This is a genomic window from Brachybacterium aquaticum (assembly GCF_014204755.1).
GTDB classification, from domain to species: Bacteria; Actinomycetota; Actinomycetes; order Actinomycetales; family Dermabacteraceae; genus Brachybacterium; species Brachybacterium aquaticum.
The window spans coordinates 1,218,084-1,241,217 of the sequence record NZ_JACHLZ010000001.1 but is presented as its reverse complement, the minus strand read 5'-3'; the positions used below and the strand labels follow the sequence as shown (position 1 = coordinate 1,241,217).

At 72.6% G+C, this 23,134-nt stretch carries 17 protein-coding genes and 1 pseudogene; 8 read left to right on the top strand and 10 right to left on the bottom strand.

Annotated features, from left to right (window positions below):
* Window positions 1-81: 81 nt before the first annotated feature.
* Window positions 82-1,101 carry a sugar phosphate isomerase/epimerase family protein gene (locus HNR70_RS05535; protein ID WP_184324772.1) on the bottom strand — a complete coding sequence of 340 codons (1,020 nt, stop codon included), beginning with the start codon at window positions 1,099-1,101 and terminating at the stop codon, window positions 82-84.
* A 95-nt stretch (window positions 1,102-1,196) separates the two neighbouring features.
* Here HNR70_RS05535 and HNR70_RS05530 point away from each other — a divergent pair, with 95 nt between their 5' ends.
* Both HNR70_RS05530 and HNR70_RS05525 read left to right on the top strand, forming a co-directional pair.
* Window positions 1,197-2,522, top strand: coding sequence for a GNAT family N-acetyltransferase (locus tag HNR70_RS05530; protein ID WP_184324771.1), 1,326 nt, complete (start codon window positions 1,197-1,199; stop codon window positions 2,520-2,522).
* Between the two features lie 55 nt (window positions 2,523-2,577).
* Entirely contained in the window at window positions 2,578-3,195 is a 618-nt protein-coding gene (locus tag HNR70_RS05525) for a thymidine kinase (protein ID WP_184324770.1), read from the top strand.
* A 48-nt stretch (window positions 3,196-3,243) separates the two neighbouring features.
* On the opposite strand, the gene HNR70_RS05520 is transcribed toward HNR70_RS05525, so the two are convergent.
* Complete coding sequence (locus HNR70_RS05520) at window positions 3,244-3,645, bottom strand: hypothetical protein (RefSeq protein ID WP_184324769.1); 402 nt, start codon at window positions 3,643-3,645, stop codon at window positions 3,244-3,246.
* 323 nt (window positions 3,646-3,968) lie between these two features.
* Here HNR70_RS05520 and HNR70_RS05515 point away from each other — a divergent pair, with 323 nt between their 5' ends.
* Complete coding sequence (locus tag HNR70_RS05515) at window positions 3,969-7,493, top strand: bifunctional proline dehydrogenase/L-glutamate gamma-semialdehyde dehydrogenase (RefSeq protein WP_184324768.1); 3,525 nt, start codon at window positions 3,969-3,971, stop codon at window positions 7,491-7,493.
* A 74-nt stretch (window positions 7,494-7,567) separates the two neighbouring features.
* Window positions 7,568-8,485 (top strand): annotated as a pseudogene (locus HNR70_RS05510) (helix-turn-helix transcriptional regulator).
* Window positions 8,486-8,548: 63 nt separating this feature from the next.
* On the opposite strand, the gene HNR70_RS05505 reads toward HNR70_RS05510, so the two are convergent.
* The gene (locus HNR70_RS05505) at window positions 8,549-9,931 is read right to left on the bottom strand and encodes a UTP--glucose-1-phosphate uridylyltransferase (RefSeq protein ID WP_184324767.1); all 1,383 of its coding nucleotides are present in this window, start codon (window positions 9,929-9,931) and stop codon (window positions 8,549-8,551) included.
* A gap of 87 nt (window positions 9,932-10,018) precedes the next feature.
* Between HNR70_RS05505 and metG the strand changes: the two genes are divergently transcribed.
* Both metG and HNR70_RS05495 read left to right on the top strand, forming a co-directional pair.
* Window positions 10,019-11,818, top strand: coding sequence for a methionine--tRNA ligase (gene metG, locus HNR70_RS05500; RefSeq protein WP_184324766.1), 1,800 nt, complete (start codon window positions 10,019-10,021; stop codon window positions 11,816-11,818).
* A gap of 226 nt (window positions 11,819-12,044) precedes the next feature.
* Window positions 12,045-13,493 carry a sugar porter family MFS transporter gene (locus HNR70_RS05495; RefSeq protein WP_184324765.1) on the top strand — a complete coding sequence of 483 codons (1,449 nt, stop codon included), beginning with the start codon at window positions 12,045-12,047 and terminating at the stop codon, window positions 13,491-13,493.
* Window positions 13,494-13,500: 7 nt separating this feature from the next.
* On the opposite strand, the gene HNR70_RS05490 is transcribed toward HNR70_RS05495, so the two are convergent.
* From HNR70_RS05490 to HNR70_RS05470, 5 genes are all read right to left on the bottom strand, one after another.
* A complete protein-coding gene (locus HNR70_RS05490; protein WP_184324764.1) occupies window positions 13,501-14,247 on the bottom strand; it encodes a PIG-L deacetylase family protein in 747 nt (248 codons plus the stop codon).
* Between the two features lie 10 nt (window positions 14,248-14,257).
* Entirely contained in the window at window positions 14,258-15,403 is a 1,146-nt protein-coding gene (locus tag HNR70_RS05485; RefSeq protein WP_184324763.1) for an FAD-dependent oxidoreductase, read from the bottom strand.
* A gap of 90 nt (window positions 15,404-15,493) precedes the next feature.
* Window positions 15,494-16,798 carry an O-acetylhomoserine aminocarboxypropyltransferase/cysteine synthase family protein gene (locus HNR70_RS05480; RefSeq protein WP_184324762.1) on the bottom strand — a complete coding sequence of 435 codons (1,305 nt, stop codon included), beginning with the start codon at window positions 16,796-16,798 and terminating at the stop codon, window positions 15,494-15,496.
* Window positions 16,799-16,944: 146 nt separating this feature from the next.
* Window positions 16,945-17,568 (bottom strand): DNA-3-methyladenine glycosylase I, encoded by a 624-nt coding sequence (locus tag HNR70_RS05475; RefSeq protein ID WP_246375156.1) that lies wholly within the window; start codon window positions 17,566-17,568, stop codon window positions 16,945-16,947.
* Between the two features lie 40 nt (window positions 17,569-17,608).
* Entirely contained in the window at window positions 17,609-18,469 is an 861-nt protein-coding gene (locus HNR70_RS05470; RefSeq protein WP_184324761.1) for a siderophore-interacting protein, read from the bottom strand.
* Window positions 18,470-18,546: 77 nt separating this feature from the next.
* On the opposite strand from HNR70_RS05470, the gene HNR70_RS05465 reads away from it, so the two are divergent.
* Window positions 18,547-20,136: a phytoene desaturase family protein gene (locus HNR70_RS05465; RefSeq protein ID WP_184324760.1), complete on the top strand. Its 1,590-nt coding sequence runs from the start codon at window positions 18,547-18,549 to the stop codon at window positions 20,134-20,136.
* A gap of 62 nt (window positions 20,137-20,198) precedes the next feature.
* Window positions 20,199-21,737, top strand: coding sequence for a peptide MFS transporter (locus HNR70_RS05460; protein WP_184324759.1), 1,539 nt, complete (start codon window positions 20,199-20,201; stop codon window positions 21,735-21,737).
* An 88-nt stretch (window positions 21,738-21,825) separates the two neighbouring features.
* On the opposite strand, the gene HNR70_RS05455 is transcribed toward HNR70_RS05460, so the two are convergent.
* Complete coding sequence (locus HNR70_RS05455) at window positions 21,826-22,005, bottom strand: hypothetical protein (protein ID WP_184324758.1); 180 nt, start codon at window positions 22,003-22,005, stop codon at window positions 21,826-21,828.
* Between the two features lie 136 nt (window positions 22,006-22,141).
* Window positions 22,142-23,059, bottom strand: coding sequence for an ArgP/LysG family DNA-binding transcriptional regulator (locus HNR70_RS05450; RefSeq protein ID WP_184324757.1), 918 nt, complete (start codon window positions 23,057-23,059; stop codon window positions 22,142-22,144).
* Between the last annotated feature and the right edge of the window lie 75 nt (window positions 23,060-23,134).

The following is a 23,134-nucleotide window of genomic DNA, read 5'->3' as shown; positions in this document are numbered from 1 at the left end:
GTGCTTGTCGTCATCGCATGGCGGCCGCGCCGAGCCCGGCACATGCACCCGCCATTCTCACACCCGAGGCTGGACGGGGGCTCAGGGGGTGGTGGATCCCACGTCGCCCCGGTCGGCGCCCCCGTCGGCCGCACCCTCCCCTGCGCCCTCGCCCTCGTCCTCGCCGTCGAGGTGGTGGCCGAGGTGGTGGCGGGCGAAGGCGAGGGACTGGCGCAGGGTGCGCTCGCGCGCCTCGGCGTCGCGGGAGGTGGTCACCTCCAGCAGCACCGAGCCCTCCCAGCCGCGGTTGGCCAGGCGCCGCAGCACCTCGGCACAGGGCTGACTGCCCTCCCCGGGGGCGAGGTGCTCGTCCTTGGTGGTGTTGCCGGAGCCGTCGGCCAGGTGCAGGTGGGTGAGCCGGTCGCCGAGGCGCTCGATCATCTCCAGCGCATCGTCGCCGGCGGTCGCGGCGTGGGAGAGGTCCACGGTGACGTGCTCGTAGTCCTCGTCGGTCGGGTCGTGGTCGGGGAGGTAGTTCAGCACCTCACGCACCCCGAGCCGCCACGGGTACATGTTCTCCACCGCGATCGCGATGCCGTGCTCCTGCTCGAGCCGGGCAACGCCGTCCACGAAGCCGCGCGCGTACTTCCCCTGCCAGCGGAAGGGGGGGTGGGCGACGATGGTCGGGACCTCGAGCTCCTTGGCCAGCTCGATCGTGCGCTCGATCTTCACCCACGGCTCGCGTCCCCACAGCCCCTGCAGGAAGAACAGGGTCGGGGCGTGGAGGGACAGGATCGGCAGCTCGTACCGCTCGGAGTACTCGCGCAGGATCTCGGGGTCCTGGGAGTCCTTCGGGTAGGAGACCATCACCTCCATGCCGTCGTAGCCGATCTCGGCGGCGAGGCGGAAGCCCTCCTCGACCCCGGAGGGGAAGACGGAGGAGGTGGACAGGCCCACCGGGATCCGGCGCTGCGGATCCTGCTCGCTGCGGGGGTCGCCGGCGGAGAGGCGGCGCGAGAGCGCCTCCCGCGCGGAGCGATGAGCGCTGTTGGCACGGGTGAAGGGCTTGCGGGCGCCGTTCTTGGACGTGCTCGCCGACTCGCTGTCGCGGCGTGGGGTCACGGCATCTCCTCCGGGTGGACTCGCCAGGCAAGTATGCAACAGCCGCACCGGGGCCCGCCGCCGTCGCACCCTGGAGCGCACCTAGACTCTCCCGCATGCCCTCCCCGCTGCCTGACCCGCTCCCCGTGCGCTCCCTCACCACCGCGGACGCCGCGGCCTACCGCGCACTGTCCGCAGGGGCGTTCGGGGGCCGCTTCGACCTCACCCCGGAGGAGGCGGCCGCTCCTCTCAGCCCCGGCCAGAGCGTGCTCGGCATCGACTCCTCGGCGATGCTCGCGGCGACGGGTGCGGCCGACGGGGGCGGGGCCGACGGGGGCGGGGGCGACGGGGTGCTCGCCGCGGGCGCGCGGATCCTGCACCACGGGATCGCGCTCGGCGGCGGACGCGCCCGCAGCGGCGGGGTTGCTGGTCTGGCGGTGCACCCGGCCCATCGCGGCGACGGACTGTTCGGCGCGATGGTCGATGCTGTGATCGCCCGCTGCGACGCCGAGGGCATGCCCTTCTCGATGCTCTTCGCCTCGAACCCCGAGATCTACCGCCGCCACGGCTACCAGGTCGTCGCCCGGCCCGAGAGCCTCGTGGTGCCGCTGGTGGACCTCCAGCGGATCCGCCCCGTGCCCGGTCGGCGCACGCTCCCCGTCACCGCCGCCACGATGCCGCGCCTGCGGGCGCTGTACACGGAGCTGACCGCCGGCGACAACGGCATGCTGCGCCGGGAGGGTCCGCACTTCCCCGAGGGACTTCCCGGCGGCGGCTGGGAGGCGGTGCTGCTCGTGGGCGAGGACGGCACAGACCGCGGCTACGCCTCCTGGACCCGGCGCCGCCCCGGACCCGGCACCGCCGAGGGGAGAGAGCTCGAGGTCCACGAGGTCCTCGGCCGCGACCGCGATGATCTCCGGGCGCTGCTGCGCGTGCTCGGCACCTGGTCCACGCTGGTCGAGGAGCTGCGATTGCGGGTCCGCACCGAGGACCCGGTCCTGGACGTGCTGCCCGGTGGTCGTGCGCGCCGCGCCTCGGACGCGGTCCCGCTCGTGCTGATGCGGGTGATCGACACCGCCGCGGCCCTCGCCGCCCGGCCCGCCCCGGCCGGGGTGCACGGCGCACTGCGACTGATCGTCGAGGACGCCACCGTCCCGCCCGGCACCTGCCGTGCGGCCGGCGCCTTCGACGTCGTCGCGGTGGGCGGGCAGATCCGCGTCCTCGCGCAGGAACCGACGGAGGCGGCAGCCTCCGCCGACCTCGACTCCCTCGGCACCGTGCACCTGGACGTGCATGCCGCCTCTCTGCTGCTGACCGGAGGCCGCTCCCTCGCCGACGCGCGGCGCCTCGGTCTGCGCGCCGAGGCGGACGACCCGCGCGCCGCTGCGCTGCTGGATGCGCTGCTGGCCGGGCCGCGTCCCAGCGTGCTCGACGCCTTCTGATCCTTCACCTCTGACCCCGCTCCCCCGCCCCCGACCCCCTCGGAGACCACCCCGCATGGCCAAGCTGCACTTCAAGTACGGAGCGATGAACTCCGGGAAGTCCGACACCCTCATCAAGACCGCCTACAACTACGACGAGCGGGGCCTGGCGACCCTGACGGTCAAGCCCGCCCTGGACACCAAGGGCGAGAACTGGGTCGTGGCCCGCGGCGGGGCGAAGCGGCAGGTGGACGTCCTCGCGCATCCCGGTGAGGACCTGCGCGCCCGGGTACAGGCCACCGCGGACGAGCGCGGGCTGCGCCCCCTGCACTGCGTGCTCGTGGACGAGTCGCAGTTCCTCGAGCCCGCCCAGATCGACCAGCTGTTCCGGATCGCCAAGCAGGACGGCATCTCCGTGATCTGCTACGGCCTGCGCACCGACTTCCGCACCGCCGTGTTCCCCGGCGCGCAGCGCCTGTTCGAGCTCGCCGACAACGTGGAGAAGCTGCCCACGATGTGCCGCTGCGGCTCCCAGGCAGAGTTCAACTGCCGCCGCATCGGGGACCGCTTCGTCTTCGAGGGCGAGCAGGTCGCGATCGACGGGGGCACGAGCGGCGAGGTGACCTACATGTCGCTGTGCGGCCCCTGCTTCATGGACGAACAGCGCAGCGCCGGCGTCACCGTGCTGGGGTGACGCCGGCGCTGCGGCGGCTGTGCGGGCCCTCTGACGGGCCCGGCGTGCTCAGGAGCTGAGCGGCTTGTCCTCGCCGACCTCGGCGTCCCCGCCCGCGAAGGGCGTGTCGGCCGAGGAGACCTCGTCTCCCTGGGCATCGGAGCCGCCGGAGACCTTGTCCTTCACGGCGCCCGCGGCGCCGGCGGCGGCGCCCTGCACGCTCGCGGCGACCTCGGGGGCCTTCTCCTTGACGGTGGAGGCGACCTCGGGGGCCTTCTCCTTCACCGTGGCCGCGGTGTCCTGGGCGACCTTGGTCGCGGTGTCCTTGGCCTGCGCGGCGCGGCGCTGGACCTCGGGGTCCTCAGCGACCTGACGTGCGGTGCGCTCGAGGGATTCGTAGGGTCCGCGGCCGGCGCGCGAGCCGATCACGAAGCCGATGCCGAGTCCTGCCAGGAAGATGAACTTCTTCATCGGTGCCTCCAGAGGTGTCCGGTGGGTCGTCGGTGTCCGATCGTTCCTGCGCATCGTTGCACAGTCCCCTGGCATCGCGGGGGTTCTCCGCCCCTCCGACCGACCGAGCGGTTCCCGCGGGCTCGTCGGTCGGCCGCCCGGAGGTCCGATTCCCGGGCCGTCCCAGAATGGTCCCGTTCCGGTCACAGGACCTCCACATCCCGGGGTCTCTCGCGGTCGGCAGGGGCCGTGGGAGGACCTACGATCAGGTCAGGGCGAGCAAGCCCTCGGCGACGCCGCCGCCGCGCCGTCGCCGCGATGTGCGATCGAGGAGCAGAACCCCGTTGTCCCCGCAGAACCCTTCGTCCCCCGGCCCCGGGAACCGCCGCGCCACGGACCTCACCGCCGAGGACGTCGCCGCACAGGTCTCGACCTGGGTGGAGGCCGCCGCCGCGCGCCCCGTGCCGGGCCCGGCGAAGCTGCTGTCCGACCTCCTGCGCGATCCCAAGGGCCTGGACTTCACCCTCGCCTTCGTGGACCGCGTGATCCGTCCCGAGGATCCCCGCGCCGCCGCGGTCGAGCTGCGCCGCCTCGCCCAGGACCCGCCCGCCTTCCTGCCCGCCGCGCTGCGCCGCGTGGTCGCCCTCGGCGGCGCCGCCTCGCACGTGGCCCCGTCGGTGGTGGTCCCCACCGCGCAGGCCGCCATGCGCCGCATGGTCTCCCATCTGATCCTCGACGCCCGTCCCGGGCCGCTCGGCACCTCGATCACGCGCCTGACGGCCGACGGGACGAAGCTGAACATCAACCTGCTCGGCGAGGCCGTGCTCGGCGCGCAGGAGGCCGCCCGCCGCCTCCAGGGCGTGCGCGAGATCGTGGGCCGCCATGACGTGGACTACGTGTCCATCAAGGTGTCCTCGATCGTGGACCACCTGCCCCTGTGGGGTGCGGCGGAGACCGTGGACCACATCGTCGAGACCCTGCTGCCGGTGTACCTCGACGCCGCCCGCGAGCAGAACCCCACCTTCCTCAACCTCGACATGGAGGAGTACCGCGACCTCGAGCTGACCCTGCAGGTCTTCGAGAAGCTCCTGGACCGCCCCGAGCTCGCCCACCTCCATGCCGGCATCGTGCTGCAGGCCTACCTGCCGGACGCCCCGACCGCCCTCGCCCGGGTGCGGGACTTCGCCGAGCGACGCGTCGCCGCCGGCGGCGCCCCCGTCAAGGTGCGCCTCGTCAAGGGTGCGAACCTCGCCATGGAGAAGGTCGACGCCTCCCTGCACGGCTGGCCCCAGGCACCGCTGCTCTCCAAGCTCGAGACCGACGCCCAGTACAAGCGCATGCTGCTGGAGGCGCTGGATCCGCAGCACCTCGCCGCCGTGCACCTCGGCGTCGCCGGCCACAACCTCTTCGACGTCGCCTTCGCCCTGCTGCTGATGGGCGAGCGCGGCATCCCCACCGGTCCCGGCCACGGCGTCGAGTTCGAGATGCTCGCCGGCATGGCGCCCGGCCAGCAGGCCGTGGTGCGCGAGGCGACCGGCACCATGCGCCTGTACGTCCCGATCGTGCACCCCAAGCACTTCGACGTGGCCGTCTCCTACCTGGTGCGCCGCCTCGAGGAGAACGCGTCCTCGGAGAACTTCCTCTCCGCCGCCTTCGAGCTGGACAGCTCCGAGGACCTCTTCGCCCGCGAACAGGACCGCTTCACCCGTGCCCTGGACCTGGCCCTGTCCGAGTCCTCCCCGGCCACCCATCGCACCCAGGACCGCAGCGCCGAGCGCGGACGGATGCTCGAGCTCGGCTCCGAGGCGCTGCCCGCCGTGCCCGGCGCCTTCCGCAACACCCCGGACACCGACCTGTCCACCCCCGCGAACCAGGCCTGGGCCGAGCGGATCACCCACCGCATCCGCGGCTCCGTGCTCGGCGAGACCGAGGCGGAGGCCGCGCGGCTGGAGACCACCGAGCAGGTGGAGCAGACGGTCCAGCGCGCCCTGGAGGCCCAGCCCGTCTGGGCGGCGCTGCCCGTCGCCAAGCGCGCCCTGATCCTGCGTCGCGTCGCCGGGACGCTCGCCGCCCACCGCGCCGAGCTGCTGGAGGTCATGGCCTCCGAGACCGGCAAGACCCTCGAGCAGGGCGATCCGGAGGTCTCCGAGGCGATCGACTTCGCCCTGTACTACGCCGAACAGGCCGAGCGCCTTGCCGCGCACGGCGACATCGCCCTCGCGCCGCGACCGCTCACCCTGGTCACCCCGCCGTGGAACTTCCCCGTCGCGATCCCGACCGGCGGCGTGCTCGCGGCGCTCGTGACCGGCAGCGCCGTGATCATGAAGCCCGCCCCGCAGGCCCGGCGCTGCGGTGCGCTCGTCGGACGGCTCCTGCACGAGGCGGGGGTGCCGGAGGGCGTGTTCACCCTCGTCGAGGTGCCCGAGGACGAGGTGGGCCGCTCCCTGATCGCCCATCCCGCGATCGACCAGCTGATCCTCACCGGCGCCTACGACACCGCGACCCTGTTCTCCACCTGGCGGCCCGAGCTGCGGGTCCTCGCCGAGACCTCCGGCAAGAACGCCATCATCGTCACCCCGCAGGCGGACCTCGACCTCGCCGCGAAGGACGTGGCGCTGTCGGCCTTCGGCCACGCCGGGCAGAAGTGCTCCGCGGCGAGCCTCGTGATCACCGTCGGCTCCGTCTCCCGCTCCCGCCGCTTCAACGCCCAGCTCGCCGATGCGGTGCTGTCCCTGGACGTCGGCGAGCCGGTCGACCCGACCGTCCAGATGGGCCCGGTCATCGAGCCGCCCGGTGACAAGCTCCGCTCCGGCCTCACCGAGCTCGGCGAGGGCGAGACCTGGCTGACCGCGCCGCAGCTGCTGGACGGCACCGGGCGCCAGTGGTCCCCGGGCGTGCGCATCGGCGTGCGCGAGGGATCCGCCTTCCACCGCACCGAGTACTTCGGGCCCGTGCTCGGCGTGATGCACGCCGACTCCCTCGAGGAGGCGGTGCGGATGCAGAACGGCACCGACTACGGCCTCACCGCCGGTCTCCACTCCCTGGAGCCGGCCGAGATCGCCTGGTGGACCGAGCACGTCGAGGCCGGGAACCTGTACGTCAACCGCGGCATCACCGGCGCGATCGTGCAGCGCCAGCCCTTCGGCGGCTGGAAGCGCTCGGCCATCGGCCAGACCGCGAAGGCCGGCGGCCCCAACTACCTCGTCCACCTCCAGGACATCGCCGACTCCCCCGCCGTCCCCTCCCGCGAGGCCGACGGCGAGGCCTGGCTCGAGGCGGCCCGCGCCTCGGACCGCGAGCACCTCGCGACCACCTTCCGCGCCCGCGACGAGCAGGAGCTGCACGGCGAGATCGACGTCCTGCGCTACCTGCCACTGCCGGTGCTGGTGCGCGCCCCGGAGGGCGCGACCGCGCTCGAGCTGCGCCGCGTCCTCCACGCCGCGGCCACGGTCGGCGCCGCGGTCGAGGTCTCCGCCGCGACCGAGGAGCTCGCCGCGGCCGCGCGGGCCGAGGGCACGGCCGGCGGAGCCTCCGTCACCGTCGAGTCCGACGAGCAGCTCGCCGCCCGGTTCGACCGCATCGCCCAGCACCGGATCCGGGTGCTCGGCGAGGCACCCGCCGTGCTGCGCGAGGCGCAGGCGCAGCGCGTGGAGGTGGCCCTGTTCACCGGCCCCGTGGTCGCCAGCGGCCGCGTCGAGCTGCTGACCTTCCTGCGCGAGCAGGCGATCAGCGCCACGAACCACCGCTACGGCAACCCGCTCCCCCATGCACTGGAACTCACCGGCGGCCAGGGCTGGGAGCGCGGCCCCGCCCCGCATCCGGGCGTCACCGCGGCCGCCCGCGCCGGAGACGCCGCCGCGCGCGCCTGAGACGGGACGGGCGGGCCCCTGAGGGGGTCCGCCCGTACCTCCCTCCCGTCGGCCGCAGCGCCTAGTCTTCGACGATGAGCACGACGAGCCACCGCGACGACGTCCGCGAGTTCCTCTCCACGCGCCGGGCCCGACTCACCCCGGAGCGGGCGGGGCTGCCCGCCTACGGCGGGAACCGGCGCGTGCCCGGGCTGCGCCGCGAGGAGGTCGCGATGCTCGCCGGGATGAGCGTGGACTACTACATCCGCCTCGAGCGCGGGAACCTCGCCGGTGCCTCGGACACGCTGCTGGAGTCCCTCTCCCGGGCGCTGCAGCTGGACGAGGCCGAGCACGACCACCTCATGGACCTCGCCCGGCGCGCGAACGCCGCACCGCGCACACGCACCCCCTCTCGCTCCCCGCGCGCCGTGCCCGCCCCGGTCCAGCAGGTGCTGGACGCGATCACGGACGCGCCGGCCTAAGTGCGCAACGCCCGCCACGACGTCCTGTCCACCAACCACCTGGGCAGGGCGCTGTACTCCCCGCTCATGGAGAGCCCTGCCCGTCCCCTGAACACCGCCCGGTTCCTGTTCCTGGACCCGGCCTCGCGCAGCTTCTTCCGCGACTGGGAGCGCTCGGCGGACGACGTCACCGGCATGCTCCGGATCGAGGCGGGCCGCCACCCCTACGACCGCGACCTCTCGGCCCTGATCGGTGAGCTCTCCACCCGCAGTGAGGAGTTCGCCGTGCGCTGGGCGCGGCACGACGTGCGCTTCCACCGCACCGGCACCAAGCGCCTGCACCACCCCGTGGTGGGTGACCTCGACCTGGACTATCTGGCGATGGACCTCGCCGAGCAGGACGGGCTGCGGCTCATGGTGTACACGGCGCCCCCGGGAAGCCCGTCGGCCGACGCCCTTGCGATGCTCGCGGCCTGGGCCGCGACGGAGCAGTCGGTCCCTCAGGACTCGGAACCGGCGCAGCCGAGGACCAGCGAGCGCCCGGGCCGCTGAGGACCCGGGCGCTCGGTCGAACTCTCGTCGGAGGCGGGGGTCGTTCGTCCACCCGAGCCGCCGTCAGCCGGCGGCGCCGACCTTCGCCCCCTCGGGCACCTCGCCGCCCTCGCCGCCGAGGACCGCCTCGCCCACCACGGCGACGTCGGCCCCGAAGGTCCAGTCGCCCTGGATGTCCAGGCGCTTGGCCTGCTTGAGCGAGGGGACGCCCTGCCCGAAGCGCTCCTCGAAGTCGCCGATGAGCTTGTACGGGCCGGAGGCGAGGGACACGTCCGGCACCTGCTCGACCTGCTTCACGAGCGCGCGGCGCTCGTCGAGCTCGTAGAGGTCCGAGCGCACCAGCAGCAGGTCGCTCGTGGCCTTGACGGGCAGGAACCGGTCGCGGCCCACCACGATCGCGGTCGCCCCGTCGAACACCTCGATCGCCGCGCCCATGGCGGACTCGATTTGGTAGACGGGCGTGGAGGACTTGTCCGAGGGGTCCACCGTCTTCTCGTTGCGGATGAGCGGCAGTCCCATCACTCCCTTGCGCTCCTTGAGGATCGCGTCGAGCTGCTCGAGGTCCCACCACAGGTTGTTGGTGTGGAAGAACGGGTGGCGGTGCTCGTCGGTGAAGAAGTCCATCTCCTCGGCGGGGGTCTGCGCGGTGTCGCGCAGAATCAGCCGTCCGTCGGACTTTCGCACCGCGAGGTGGCCGCCCTTGCGGTCCGCGGGGGTGCGACGGCACAGCTCGGCCGCGTACGGCGCGCCGGTCGCGGCGAACCACGCGGCGATCACGGGGCTCGGGACGGTGCCGAGATTGTCGGAGTTGGAGACCGAGGCGTACTTGAAGCCGGCGTCCAGCAGCTGCTGGAGCAGCCCGGAGGTCTGCAGGGCGGTGTAGATGTCGCCGTGGCCGGGCGGGCACCACTCGAGGTCGGGGTCCGCCTCCCACTGCACCGGGGTCAGGTCGTCGACGCGGAGCTTCGGCTCCTTGTTCTGCAGGAAGTCCAGCGGCAGGTCACCGACGGGGAGGTCGGGGTACTTGGAGAGCACCTCGAGGGTGTCCTCGCGGGTGCGGAACGAGTTCATGAAGATCAGCGGCAGGCGGGAGCCGGTGCCGCGGCGGGCGGCGAGGACCTGCTCGACGATGAGGTCCAGGAAGCTCTTCCCCTCGCGCACGGGGAGCAGGGACTTCGCCTTGTCCAGGCCCATGGAGGTGCCGAGCCCGCCGTTGAGGTTGATGATCGCGAGCTTGTCGAAGACCTTCTTCGCCTCGGCGACGTCGATCTTCACGTCCTCCAGCTTCGGCGGGTCGAGGTAGGGCTCGATCGTGTCTTCGGGGATGGTCCCGGTGACACCCTCCTCCAGCTGCCCGTAGTAGTGGGAGAAGACGTCGATCGCGGTCTGCGCGACCCCGGCGTCCTGCATCTTCTGCTGTGCTGCGGCGAGTCCATCGGTGCTCATGGTCACAGCGTAGCGACAACTCCCCCACTGGTCTGCCCCGCGCGGGCATGCGTGGACGGTGCGCGCTCTCCCCTAGAATCGGACGTCATGAGCACAGTCCTGTCCGCAGTCGCCTGGCCGTACGCCAACGGCCCCCGCCACATCGGCCACGTCGCCGGGTTCGGCGTCCCCTCCGACGTCTTCTCGCGGTACATGCGGATGGCCGGACACGACGTGCTGATGGTCTCGGGCACCGACGAGCACGGCACCCCGATCCTCGTCGAGGCCGACAAGGAGGGCATCTCCGCCCGCGAGCTCGCCGACCGCAACAACCGCCTGATCGTCGAGGACCTGGTGGCGCTGGGTCTGTCGTACGACCTGTTCACCCGCACCACCTCCCGCAACCACTACCAGGTGGTGCAGGAGATGTTCGTGGCCGTGCGGGACAACGGCTACATGATCGAGAAGACCGGCCACGGCGCGATCTCCCCCTCCACCGGGCGCACGCTGCCGGACCGCTACATCGAGGGCACCTGCCCGATCTGCGGCACCCCCGGCGCCCGCGGCGACCAGTGCGACGCCTGCGGCAACCAGCTGGACCCCACCGACCTGATCGATCCCGTCTCCCGCATCAACGGCGAGACCCCGAAGTTCGTCGAGACCACTCACTGGTACCTCGACCTGCCCTCGCTCGCCGCGGAGCTCGGGCGCTGGCTCGACGAGCGCGAGGCGACGGGCCTGTGGCGCCCGAACGTGATCCGCTTCAGCCAGAACATCCTCGAGGACATCAAGCCCCGCGCGATGACCCGCGACATCGACTGGGGCATCCCGGTGCCGGGCTGGGAGGACCAGCCCACCAAGCGCCTGTACGTGTGGTTCGACGCCGTGATCGGCTACCTCTCCGCCTCCATCGAGTGGGCGCGCCGCCAGGGCGATGCCGAGCTGTGGCGCAAGTGGTGGAACGACCCCGAGGCGCTCAGCTACTACTTCATGGGCAAGGACAACATCGTCTTCCACTCCCAGATCTGGCCGGCCGAGATGCTGGCCCAGAACGGCAAGGGCGACAAGGGCGGCGAGCCCGGGCGGTTCGGCGAGCTGAACCTGCCCACCGAGGTCGTCTCCAGCGAGTTCCTCACGATGGAGGGCAAGAAGTTCTCGTCCTCCAAGGGCGTGGTCATCTACGTGCGCGACGTGCTGGACCGCTACCAGCCCGATGCGCTGCGCTACTTCATCTCCGCCGCCGGCCCCGAGAACCAGGACGCGGACTTCACCTGGTCCGAGTTCGTCTCCCGCACGAACAACGAGCTGGTGGCCGGCTGGGGCAACCTCGTCAACCGCACCGCCGCGATGATCGCCAAGAACGTCGGCGAGGTGCCGGAGGCCGGGGAGCTCGAGGAGATCGACGAGCAGCTGCTCTCCGCGATCCGCGAGGGCTTCACGACCGTCGGCGGCCTCATCGAGGCGCACCGCCAGCGCGCGGCGATCGCCGAGGTCATGCGCCTGGTCGGCGAGGCGAACCGCTACGTCTCCGAGACCGAGCCGTTCAAGATGAAGTCTGAGGAGCAGCGCCCGCGCCTGCTCACCGTCCTGCACGTGCTCGCCCAGGCGGTCACCGACCTGAACACGATGCTCGCCCCCTTCCTGCCCTTCTCCGCCAACGAGGTGGAGAAGGCGCTCGGCGGGGAGCGCCAGATCGCGCCGATGCCGGAGATCCACGCCGTCGAGGACCTCGACGGCGGTCCGGGCTATCCGATCATCACCGGCGACTACTCCGGCGTCCCCGCGTGGGAGCACCGCCCCGTCGTGACCGGCCGACCGGTCGCGAAGCCCACCCCGATCTTCGTCAAGCTCGACCCGGCCGTCGCCGCGGAGGAGCTCGAGCGCCTCGAGGCGAAGAGCGAGGGCTGACCTCGACCCCCGGGTAGTAACACTTTCTCACGGAAGTGTCATTACTCGCCGGACCCGGGGACAGTTCCGGCTGCACCCCGGGATCCTCAAGATCCTCGACACCTACGCCGAGCAGGTGCGCCGCCGCGGCTGACCAGCGCTTCCCGCAGAGGTGTAACGTGACGCCAGGTCATCGAGGCGGACGCGACCGCGCCCGCCGCATCCTCGTCACGGAGGCGCCCTCCCCATGCCCTCATCCCCACCGCAGTCCTCGCAGACGCTCAACCCGAAGGTCATCGGGATCAGCATCGCCGCCGCCGTCGGCGGCTTGCTGTTCGGCTTCGACACCTCGGTCATCAACGGCGCCGTCGGCGCGCTGTCCGACGAGTTCTCGCTCGGCGCGGGCCTGACCGGCTTCGCCGTCTCCTCCGCACTGCTCGGCTGCGCGGTCGGCGCCTGGTTCGCCGGCGGCCTCGCCAACCGCTTCGGCCGCATCCCGGTGATGGTGATCGCCGCGATCCTCTTTTTCGTCTCCGCGATCGGCTCCGGTTTCGCCTTCGGGGTGTGGGACCTGATCATCTGGCGCGTGGTCGGCGGACTCGGCGTCGGCGCCGCGAGCGTCATCGCCCCCGCCTACATCGCCGAGGTCGCGCCCGCGAAGTACCGCGGACGCCTCGGCTCCCTGCAGCAGCTCGCGATCGTGCTGGGCATCTTCGCGGCGCTGCTGTCCAACGCGATCATCGCCAACTCCGCCGGCGGCGCGGCCGAGTCCTACTGGTTCGGCGTCGCCGCGTGGCGCTGGATGTTCATGATCGAGGCGGTGCCTGCCGCGGTCTACGGGATCATGGCGCTGTTCCTGCCGGAGTCCCCGCGCTATCTCATCGGCAAGGGCGAGACCGACAAGGCCTCCAAGGTGCTCTACGACTTCACCGGCGAGCTCGACGTCAACCTCAAGATCCAGCAGATCCGCCACTCGCTCGAGCGCGAGTCGAAGGAGAGCCTGCGGGATCTCGTGGGCGGGCGCTTCGGCCTGAAGCCCATCGTGTGGCTCGGCATCGCCCTGTCCCTGTTCCAGCAGCTGGTGGGCATTAACGTCATCTTCTACTACTCCACCACACTGTGGCAGTCCGTCGGGTTCGACGAGTCGCAGGCTCTTCTGACCTCCACCATCACGTCGGTGATGAACATCGTCGCGACCATCATCGCGATCCTGCTCGTGGACCGGGTGGGCCGCCGCGTCATGCTGCTGGTCGGCTCGGCCGGCATGACGGTGTCGCTCGGGCTCATGGCGCTCGCCTTCTCCTTCGGCGAGGTCGCTGCGGGGGCCGACACGGTCTCCCTGCCCGACCCGTGGTCGACCATCGCGCTGATCTCGGCGAACGCCTTCGTGATGTTCTTCGGCACCACCTGGGGCCCGCTGGTGTGGGTGCTGCTGGGCGAGATCTTCCCCAACCGGATCCGCGCCTCGGCCCTCGCCGTCGCGGCCGCCGCCCAGTGGGGCGCGAACTGGGCCGTCTCGGCGACCTTCCCGACCCTGTCGGAGATCGGCCTGACCTTCGCCTACGGCCTGTATGCGGCGTTCGCGCTGCTGAGCCTGGTGTTCGTGTTCCTGTGGGTGCCCGAGACCAAGGACCGCGAGCTCGAGGACATGGACACCCTGGAGCTGGGCCGCCACCACGGCACCCCGCAGTCCTGAGGGCGGTTCACTCCCCGCCGAGCCCGCCCATGTCGTAGACCCGCACCACCAGGGCGGCGCGCGCCCCTGCGGCCGCGCCGCCCTCGTGCAGGATCGCCGGGATGAACACCTCCGGCTCGGGGTGCCCGGTGATGTGGGCGAGGTAGGCCTCGTAGGCGCGGAGGGACGCGACCGCCGCGTCCACGTGCTCGTCCTCCACGGCCACGGCGTGGGTGGGCTCCGGGTGCCCGGCCACGAGCAGCGCCGCCGCGTTCCACGCTTCGAGCCCCTCGTCCTCCCGCAGCTCGCGGAAGATCCACGGGTTCCCGGCGTCGCGCACGGCGTCGGCGGCGGCGAGTCCCCCTTCGCGGTGGTCGGGCTGGTTCAGGCTCCCGTACGCCTCGACGTCGAAGTTCCCCGTGAGCACGAGCTGGGGGCGCACCTGGCGGATGACGCGCGCGATGTCGCGGCGCAGCGACAGATTCGCCTCGAGCATCCCGTCGGGGTGGTCGAGGTAGCGCAGGTCGGTGACGCCGACGGCCGCGCAGGCGCGGCGCTGCTCGGTCTCGCGCAGGGGGCCGACGACCTTGGGCGGCTCGGCCATCCCCGCCTCGCCGCGGGTCAGCAGCAGATAGGTCACCTCCACGCCGACCGCGGTCCAGGCGGCAACGGCCGCGCTGGCGCCGTACTCCATGTCATCGGGGTGCGCGACAACGCAGAGCACCCGCTCCACGCCGTCCATGGGAAGAGGGGGAAGGCTGCGCTGCTTGTCCATGCCGGCAACCCTAGGCCGGGACGCGCTCCCGGTCGAGAGCAGGGCATAGATCCTTCACCAGCCGGTTCACCGCCGCGCGACCGGCGCGGTTCGCACCGATGGTCGAGGCGCTCGGCCCGTAGCCGAGCAGATGGATGCGGGGGTCGACGGAGGCGGCGGTGCCGTCGATGACGATCCCCCCCTGGTCGCTGTGCAGGGCGAGGGGGCGCAGGTGGCGCAGCTCGTGGCGGAACCCGGTCGCCCACAGCAGCACGTCCAGCTCCCGCAGGGTCCCGTCGGCCTCGATCACGCCCTCCGGGGTGATCTCGGTGAACATCGGCCGACGCTCGAGGATCCCCCGCCGCTGCGCCTCCCGCAGCGCCGGGGTCCAGGACAGGCCCGTCGCGGAGACGACGCTGCGCACGGGCAGTCCAGCACGCACCCGCTCCCACACCCCGGCGACGGCCTCACGGCCCTCCTCCTCGGTGAAGGGCCGGTCCTGGAAGTCCGGCTGCCGCCGGGTGTACCAGAAGGTCTCCCCCACCTCGGCGATCTCCTGCAGGTGGCCGAGCGCGCTGATCCCGCCGCCGATCACGGCCACCCGCTGCCCGGTGAACTCGTCGGCGGAGACGTAGTCGGCGGTGTGCAGCTGGCGGCCGCGGAACGAGGCGGCGCCCGGGTAGGCGGGACGGAAGGGGCGGGTCCAGGTGCCGGTCGCGTTCAGCACCGCGCGGGTGCGCAGAACGGGCAGCCGTTCGCCGTCCCCGCCGACGGAATGGACCAGCAGCGGCCGGCCCAGCACTCCCCCGTCGGCCGCCTCCCCGTCGGGCGCCTCCCCGTCGGGCGCCACCCAGGAGGGATCGTCCTCGACAAGGGTGACCCGCACCGGGCGGCGCACCTCGATCCCGAAACGGTCCTCGAAGTCGGCGAAGTAGGCGGGGACGGCGATGTTGGAGGGCTCGGAGTCCGCGGCCTCGACCACGGGCATGCCCGGCAGCTCACGGATCCCGTTGACGGTGGCCATGGTGAGGCTGTCCCAGCGGTGGCGCCAGGCTCCGCCGGGGCCGTCCTCGGCATCGAGCACCACGGCGTTCGTGATGCCGCGGCGCTGCAGGTGGTAGGCCGCCGAGAGGCCGGCCTGCCCGGCCCCGATCACGACCGCGTCGAGAGTCTCCATGACCGGCACAACCGCACCCCGCGGCGCAGTGTTCCCCGCCGCGACCGTAGTCACGCGGCAGGGGACGACGCAGCGGTCCGACCGAGCGGCTCAGGCGGCGCCGACCGCCGCCGCCTCCTGCACCGTCCGCGCCGCCTGGAGCCCGCGGGAGAGGTCCGCCCAGAGGTCGTCGAGGTCCTCGAGGCCCACGCTGAGCCGCACCGTCCCGGCGCCGACGCCGCAGGCCTCGCGCTGGGCGTCGCTGAGATGGCAGTGGGTGGTGGTCGCGGGATGGCACACGAGCGAGCGGGCATCGCCGATGTTCACCGCGATCGACCACAGCGAGAGCGCGTCGCAGAAGGCCGCGGCGGCCTCCTCCCCGCCGTCGAGGTCGATGGCGAACACGCCGGAGGTGCCGTGCGGGAAGTCCCGTGCGGCGATCTGCGCGTCGGGGCGTCCCGGGATCGAGGGATGGTGCACGGCGGCGACCGCGGGGTCGGCGTGGAGGCGGCCGGCGAGCGCGGCGGCGTCGGCGCTGATCTTGCGCACGCGCAGGTCGAGGGTCTCGATGCCCACGAGGATCTGCTGGGCGCTCGCAGCGGGCAGGGTGGTGCCGAAGTCGGTGACGTACTTGGCGCGGGCGAAGGCGAGCAGACCCGAGCGGCCCTGCGCGTACTCGTCGGCGAAGGTGACGCCGAAGCGGCGGTTCGGGGTGGTCAGGCGCTCCCACCGCTCGGGACATCGGCGCGGGTCGAAGCGGCCGGTGTCGACGATCAGCCCGGCCAGTGTGGTGCCGTGCCCGCACAGGTACTTGGTCGCTGAGTGGACCACCACGTCCGCGCCGTGGTCGCCGGGGCGGTACAGGGCGGGGCTGGCGAGGGTGGAGTCGACGACGACGGGCACGTCGAACCGGTGCGCGATCTCGGAGAGCGCGTCGAGGTCCACGAGCTGCGCGCCGGGGTTCGCGATCGACTCGACGAGCGCGGCGCGGGTGTTCTCGGTGAACGCCGCCTCCCACGCCTCCAGGTCCCAGGGGTCCACGATCGTGGCGGTGACCCCGAAGTCGGCGAGGGTGTCGTCCAGTAGCTCGGTGGTGCCGCCGTAGAGGCGGGAGGAGGCGACCACGTGGCCGCCCGGCGCGGCGAGCGCGCACAGGGCGATGGTGGTGGCGGCCTGGCCGGAGGCGACGGCGACCGCGTCGATCCCGCCCTCGAGCGCCGCGATCCGCTCCTCGAGCACCCGGGTGGTGGGGTTCCCGGAGCGGGAGTAGGCGAACCCCTCGCTGCGCCGCGCGAAGAGATCGCGCAGCGAGGCGTGGTCGGGATGCGAGTAGGCGCTGGTGGCGTAGATCGGCGGGGTCATGGAGCGGTGGCAGTCCGTGTCCGACCACCCCGCGTGGATCCCTGCAGTGCTCATCGCGCCTCCTTCGATGCGTCCTTCTCCCACGGCATGCGAATGCCGCCAGGGACCATCGTGGGAGCGGGAACCGCCACGAGGCGAGGTGTGTGACCGAATGTGGCGCGATGCGTCAGGAGGAGAGGTGCGTCAGGAGGGGCCGTGCGTCAGGACGCGGGCAGCCCGTCCTCGCCCCACACCCCGGAGGTGCCGCGGCGGTGGGAGCCGAGCAGGTGGGTGTCGACCACGCCGAGCGCCTCCATGAGGGCGAACACCGTGGTGGGGCCGACGAAGCGGAAGCCTCGACGCTTCAGCTCCTTCGCGAGCGCCGCCGACTCCTCGCTGGTGGTGGGCACCTCCGCCATGGTCCGCGGCATGGATGTGCGAGCCGGCCGGTAGGACCAGACAAGGTCGGCGAGGGTCCAGCCCGGCCCCTGCTCATCCCTCAGGGCGAGGGTGGCGCGGGCGTTGGAGATGGTGGCCTCGATCTTGCCGCGGTGGCGGATGATGCCGGTGTCCTGCAGGAGCCGCTCGACGTCCCCCTCGGTGAACTCCGCGACGGCCTCGGGGTCGAATCCGGCGAAGGCGCGGCGGAACCCCTCGCGGCGGCGCAGGATCGTCGCCCAGCTGAGCCCGGACTGGAAGCCCTCGAGCGCGAGGCGCTCGAACACGCCGCGCTCGTCGCGCACCGGCATGCCCCACTCGGTGTCGTAGTAGTCGCGCAGGTCCTCGTGGACCGACGCCCAGGCGGGACGGGCCAGCCCGTCGGGGCCGACGACCAGCTCGCTCATGCCTCGCTCATCCCTCGCTCATCCATCGCTCACGCCTCGCTCAGTCGTCGATCGCGCCGATGGGCTCGCGCTTCTCGGCCTGGAACTGGTCCTCCACCCGTCCCAGCGCCCAGTAGGCGGAGATGGAGATCTGCTCGCGCGGGATCCCGGCGTCGGCGACCAGCAGGCGGCGCAGCTGCTTGGTGATGCCGCGCTCGACGTGGCAGAACACGTCCAGGCCCTCGTGGTCGGTGAGGTCGAGCGAGGCGACCTGCTCGAGCAGCTGCTCGCGCGGGCCGAGCACCCAGCGCACCACGAGGCCCGCAGGGTGCTCGAGGGTGAGCACGTCCTCCTCGTGGTCGAGGTGGATGAGGGCGAGGCCGCGGGCGGAGGGGTCCATCGCCTCGAGCGCCGCGGCGATCGCGGGCAGGGCGGCGTGGTCGCCGATCAGGAGGTGGCTGCGCGCGTCCGCGGCGGGGGTGTAGCCGCCGCCGGCGCCGTTCATGGCGATCAGGTCGCCGGGCTGGGCCTCGTCGGCCCAGCGGGCGGCCACGCCGTGGTCGCCGTCCTCGCCGTGCAGGACCACGTCGATGTCCAGCTCGCGGCGGTCGTCGTGCCAGCGGCGCACGGTGTAGGTGCGGCGGGTGGGCAGCAGCTCGGGGCTCTGCTCGCGCAGCGCGTCGAGGTCGTAGGGCGGGGTGAGTCCGGAGCCGGGGTCGGCGAGGAGGAGCTTCACGTAGGCGTCGGTGTGGTCGTTGCGGTGCAGGACGTCGTAGCCCTCGCCGCCGAGGGTCAGGCGCAGCAGGCGTGGGGAGAGGCGGTTCTTCGCCCGGACCTCGAGCACGGCCTGGGGGCGGGGTCGGCGCGCGCGGCGCTCGGCGGGGACCTCGGCGGAGGCGGTCTGGGCAGCGGTCGTCGACATGCCCTCCACATTACGCTACCCGTGTGTAGCGAAAATGGGAGCGGTCAGAAGGTGGGAGCGGTCATAGGCTGAGCGCCATGCGCACGTCCCCGGCTCCCCCGGCCGACGCCGTCGTGGTCGGCTCCGGCCCGAACGGCCTCTCCGCCGCGGTCACCCTCGCGCGAGCAGGCCTCGCGGTGCAGGTGCTCGAGGCGCAGCCGACGATCGGCGGCGGTGCCCGCACCATGGACCTGGGCCTGGGTGACGGCCTCGCGGGCGGCCTCGTCCACGACCTCTGCTCCGCGGTGCATCCGCTCGCCCTCGCGAGCCCCTTCCTCAGCTCCTTCGACCTCTCCGCCCGCGGCGTGCGCATGGTCGCCCCGGAGGCGTCCTACGCCCACCCGCTGGACGACGCGCCGGCGGCGATCGCCTGGCGGGATGTCGAACGGACCGCGGAGGGTCTCGGGGCCGACGGACCCGCCTGGCGGGCGACCCTCGGCCGCCTCGCCGAGGACCAGGACCTGGTCGCCGCCCTCGCCCTCGGCGACAAGCGCACCCTCCCACCGGAGCTCCTGGATCCCCGCACCCTGCGCGCCGTTCCCCTGTTCGCCGCCCTGCTCGGCCTGCAGGGCACGCCCGCCTGGCGCCTGCCCTTCCGCACCGAGCGCGCCCGGGCGCTGCTCACCGGCGTCGGCGCCCATGCGATCGGAACCCTGCCCTCGCTCGCGCTCGGCGCGACCGCCGCGCTGTTGGGCGCGCTCGCCCACGGCGCGGGCTGGCCGATCCCCGTCGGCGGCTCGCAGGCGATCATCGACGCCCTGGTCGCGGACCTCCGCGCCCACGGCGGCACCGTCACGACCGGTAACCGCGTGCGCACCTGGCGGGATGTGCCGCCCGCCCGTGCGGTGCTGCTGGACACCACCGCACCCGCCGCCGCGGACATCCTCGCGAACCGCTTGCCTCCCCACCTCCAGCGGGCGCTGCGCGCCGTCCCGCAGGGGAACGCGGCCGCGAAGGTCGACTTCGTCCTGTCCGGTCCCGTCCCCTGGAGGGACGCGGAGGTGGGAAGGGCCGGCACCCAGCACCTCGGCGGCACGCGCGCGGAGATGGTCGCGACCGAGGCGCAGGTCGCGGCCGGGCATCTCCCCGAGCGTCCCCTCACCCTGGTCAGCGACCCGACCGTCGCCGACCCCTCCCGGAGCAGGGAGGGCCTGCGACCGCTGTGGGCCTACGCCCATGTCCCCGCGGGGGACACCACGGACCCCACGGAGCGGGTGACCGCCCAGATCGAACGCTTCGCCCCGGGGTTCCGGGACGTGGTCGTCGCCTCCCGCGGCATCCCTGCCGCGCAGATGGTCCACCACAACCCGTCCCTCGCCGGCGGGGACATCGCCCTCGGGGCGGTGACGATGGCGCGGATGATCGCCCGTCCCACCGCCCTGCCCGATCCCTACCGCCTCGGGGCGACCGGCTGGTACCTGTGCTCGGCGGCGACCCCGCCGGGACCCGGGGTGCACAGCATGGCTGGCTGGCACGCCGCCCGACGCGTGCTGAGGCGGGAGTTCGGGATCCGGGAGGCACCGGACCTCGCCCCGGACGTCGCCCAGGATGTCGCCCCGGGCCGCTCCCCCGGGCACAGCGAAATGAGCGGTCGGGCCCAGCGATCTGCCGGATCTCCCGCCGACTGACTGCTCACATCGCCCGGTCGCTGCGTTGCACCGTGAACGCGTGAGGCGCAGGATGTCTCGTCGTGAATTCCACCCAGCCCCCCGAGCCCACCCCCACACCCGCTGATCTGCCCGGCGGCGACGGCGCCGGCCTCGCCACCGAGGCCGCCGACACCCCGGAGGCGCACAACCCCTCCGGCCGCACCTTCATGGGTCAGCCGGGGCCGCTCGCGAACCTGTTCAGCGTCGAGCTGTGGGAGCGCTTCAGCTTCTACGGCATGCAGGGCATCCTCGCGATCTACATGTACTTCGCCGCCACCGACGGCGGTCTGGGGATCGACGAGACCGTGGCGCTGGGCATCGTGGGCGCCTACGGCGGCTCGGTGTACCTCTTCTCGATCCTCGGCGCGCTGGTATCGGACCGCCTGCTCGGCCCGGAGAAGACCCTCTTCGGCAGCGCCGTGATGATCATGCTCGGCCACATCGCGCTCGCGCTGGTGCCGGGCGTGCCCGGACTGGCCCTCGGCCTGCTCCTGGTGGGCGTCGGCTCCGGCGGTCTGAAGTCCACCGCCGCGACTCTCGTCGGCTCGCTGTACAGCCGTGACGACCCGCGGCGCGACGCCGGCTTCTCGATCTACTACATGGGCGTCAACATCGGCGGCCTGTTCGGACCGCTGGTCACCGGCTTCGCCCAGCAGATGTGGGGCTTCCACCTCGGCTTCGGCCTGGCCGCGATCGGCATGGCCATCGGCCTGACCCAGTACGTCCTGACCCGCAAGGGCCTGCCCGAGAGCGTGCACCACGTCCCCGATCCGCTGCCGCACGCCAAGTACCCGCTGTGGGCCGGCATCGCCGTCGGCACCGTCGTGCTCGTGGTCGTCCTCGCCGCCACCGGCGTGCTGAACGCCCAGAACCTCGCGACGGTGGTCTCCGCCCTCGCCATCATCGGCGCGATCGTCATCTTCGCGCTGCTGCTGACCTCGAAGAAGCTCGACTCGGACGAGCGCTCCCGCGTGGTCTCCTTCATCCCGCTGTTCATCGGCACCGCGGCGTTCTTCGCCCTGTTCCAGCAGCAGTTCACCGTGATCACGCTGTACTCGGACACCCGCCTGAACCGCACCGTGCTCGGTTGGGAGATGCCGATCTCGTGGGTGCAGTCCTTCAACCCGCTGTTCATCATCCTGCTCGCCCCGGTGATGGCGGCGCTGTGGACGAAGCTCGGCACCCGCCAGCCCACCACCCCGCGAAAGTTCGGTGTGGGCATCATCCTCATGGGCACCGCGTTCGTGCTGTTCCTGCCCATGGCGTCGGTCGTCTCGGTGCCGGTGTTGTGGATCGCGCTGATCATGCTGGTCGCGACCGTGGGCGAGCTGTGGCTCTCCCCCGTCGGCCTGTCGCTGGCGACGAAGCTCGCCCCGCGCTCCTACCCCGTGATGATGATGGCGCTGTCCAACCTCGCCGTCGCGCTCGGCACCTCGCTGTCCGGTGCGCTCGCGGGCTTCTACTCCGCGGAGAACGAGGTGGGCTACTTCGGCACCCTCGGCGCGGTGACCATCGCCATCGGCGTGGTCATGCTGCTGATCGCGGGTCCCGTCAGCCGCGGCATGCGCGGAGTGCGCTGACCGCCGACTCCCCCGCAGAGCGAAGGAGCCGCCCCACCCTGTTCGGTGGGGCGGCTCCTTGCGCTGTGAGGGGTCTACGACGAGTTCGTCAGCCGCCGACGACGGCGACCAGCACCCCGAGCACCGCGCAGAGGATCGCGAACCCGCCGGCGATGCGCAGCACCCAGCGGGCCGTCTCGTCCTGCCAGCCTCGCGTCAGCCCCAGCACCACGAACGCCACGAAGCTCAGCAGCGCCAGCGCGCCGACGATGCTGAGGAGCGTGATCATGAGCGGGCCCCTGGGGCCGGCGGGACGGAGCGATGTGCATCAGGGGAAGACATGTCGTCACCGTAGGCAGTGACCGCGATCACCGGCAAGACGTCTCATGTCATGGGTCGTGCCATGGGTCGTGCCATGGGTGCTGTCACGAGAGTGCCGCGGCAGCGAGCTCCCGCCGCCCCGCGGCGACCACGGCCTCCGTCAGCGCGTCCAGCAGCGTCGAAGGCGTGCGCACCGCCTGCCAGTACAGCGGCGTGACCACCGCGGGGCCGCCGAGCCCGATCGCGGCGCCGCGCCCCTCGAGCTCCCGGGCCTGGTCCTCGAGCAGCATCGCCCAGCCCATCCCGAGCTCGACCGCGACGGCGAGCTCATGCGTGGAGGGGACGTGGTGGACAGGCGCGGCGGCAGGGTCGACGCCCCGCCCGCGCAGCCACTGCGCCTGCAGCACGTCGGTGCGGTCGAAGTCGATCCGCGGCGCGCGGGCGAGCACGTCGGCCGACGGGGTCCGCCCGTCCTGCGCTCCGTCGCCCGCCCAGCGCTCCCACCAGGCGGGGGCGGCCATGGCCCGGTAGCTCAGCTGCCCGAGCGCCGTGGAGCTGCAGCCCGCGGGCGGCTGCGCGGCGCTGGTCACGGCTGCGACCGCCTCGCCCTCGCCGAGCAGCCGGGCGGTGCCGTCCTGGTCCTCGCGAAGCAGCTCGATCTGCACGGGGTGCTCCGCGGTCACCTCGGCGACTGCCCGCAGGAACCAGGTCGCCAGCGAGTCGGAGTTCACGGCGATCGTCAGCCTCGCCCCTGCGTGGTCCTGCGCGAGGCCGAGGTCGGCGCGCAGCTCGTGCTCGAGCAGCTGCTGGCGCTGGGCGAAGCGGACCACGGCCCTCCCCTCCGGGGTCAGGCGCACAGGTCGGGAGCGGATCAGCAGCCGACGCCCCACCTGCTGCTCGAGCTGCTTCAGGCGCTGGCTCACGGCCGACGGGGTGATGTGCAGGCTCCTGGCGGCGGCGTCGAGGGTGCCGTGCTCGGCGACGGCGGCGAGCACCCGGGCGGAGAGGGGATCGACGTCCATATCGCGAGCTTACTGAAGCTGTGCTTACGGAGCGTCAGAGATCTTCGCTTGTGCTTCATCGGAGAGCTTCGTACC

Coding starts and splice junctions, on each gene's coding strand:
- HNR70_RS05520 (WP_184324769.1), bottom strand. CDS start 3,645: ATGAAGAAGTTCATCTTCCTGGCAGGACTCGGCATCGGCTTCGTGATC.
- HNR70_RS05485 (WP_184324763.1), bottom strand. CDS start 15,403: ATGGAGACTCTCGACGCGGTCGTGATCGGGGCCGGGCAGGCCGGCCTC.
- HNR70_RS05465 (WP_184324760.1), top strand. CDS start 18,547: ATGCGCACGTCCCCGGCTCCCCCGGCCGACGCCGTCGTGGTCGGCTCC.
- HNR70_RS05475 (WP_246375156.1), bottom strand. CDS start 17,568: ATGAGCGAGCTGGTCGTCGGCCCCGACGGGCTGGCCCGTCCCGCCTGG.
- metG (WP_184324766.1), top strand. CDS start 10,019: ATGAGCACAGTCCTGTCCGCAGTCGCCTGGCCGTACGCCAACGGCCCC.
- HNR70_RS05450 (WP_184324757.1), bottom strand. CDS start 23,059: ATGGACGTCGATCCCCTCTCCGCCCGGGTGCTCGCCGCCGTCGCCGAG.
- HNR70_RS05470 (WP_184324761.1), bottom strand. CDS start 18,469: ATGTCGACGACCGCTGCCCAGACCGCCTCCGCCGAGGTCCCCGCCGAG.
- HNR70_RS05530 (WP_184324771.1), top strand. CDS start 1,197: ATGCCCTCCCCGCTGCCTGACCCGCTCCCCGTGCGCTCCCTCACCACC.
- HNR70_RS05525 (WP_184324770.1), top strand. CDS start 2,578: ATGGCCAAGCTGCACTTCAAGTACGGAGCGATGAACTCCGGGAAGTCC.
- HNR70_RS05505 (WP_184324767.1), bottom strand. CDS start 9,931: ATGAGCACCGATGGACTCGCCGCAGCACAGCAGAAGATGCAGGACGCC.
- HNR70_RS05480 (WP_184324762.1), bottom strand. CDS start 16,798: ATGAGCACTGCAGGGATCCACGCGGGGTGGTCGGACACGGACTGCCAC.
- HNR70_RS05490 (WP_184324764.1), bottom strand. CDS start 14,247: ATGGACAAGCAGCGCAGCCTTCCCCCTCTTCCCATGGACGGCGTGGAG.
- HNR70_RS05455 (WP_184324758.1), bottom strand. CDS start 22,005: ATGATCACGCTCCTCAGCATCGTCGGCGCGCTGGCGCTGCTGAGCTTC.
- HNR70_RS05495 (WP_184324765.1), top strand. CDS start 12,045: ATGCCCTCATCCCCACCGCAGTCCTCGCAGACGCTCAACCCGAAGGTC.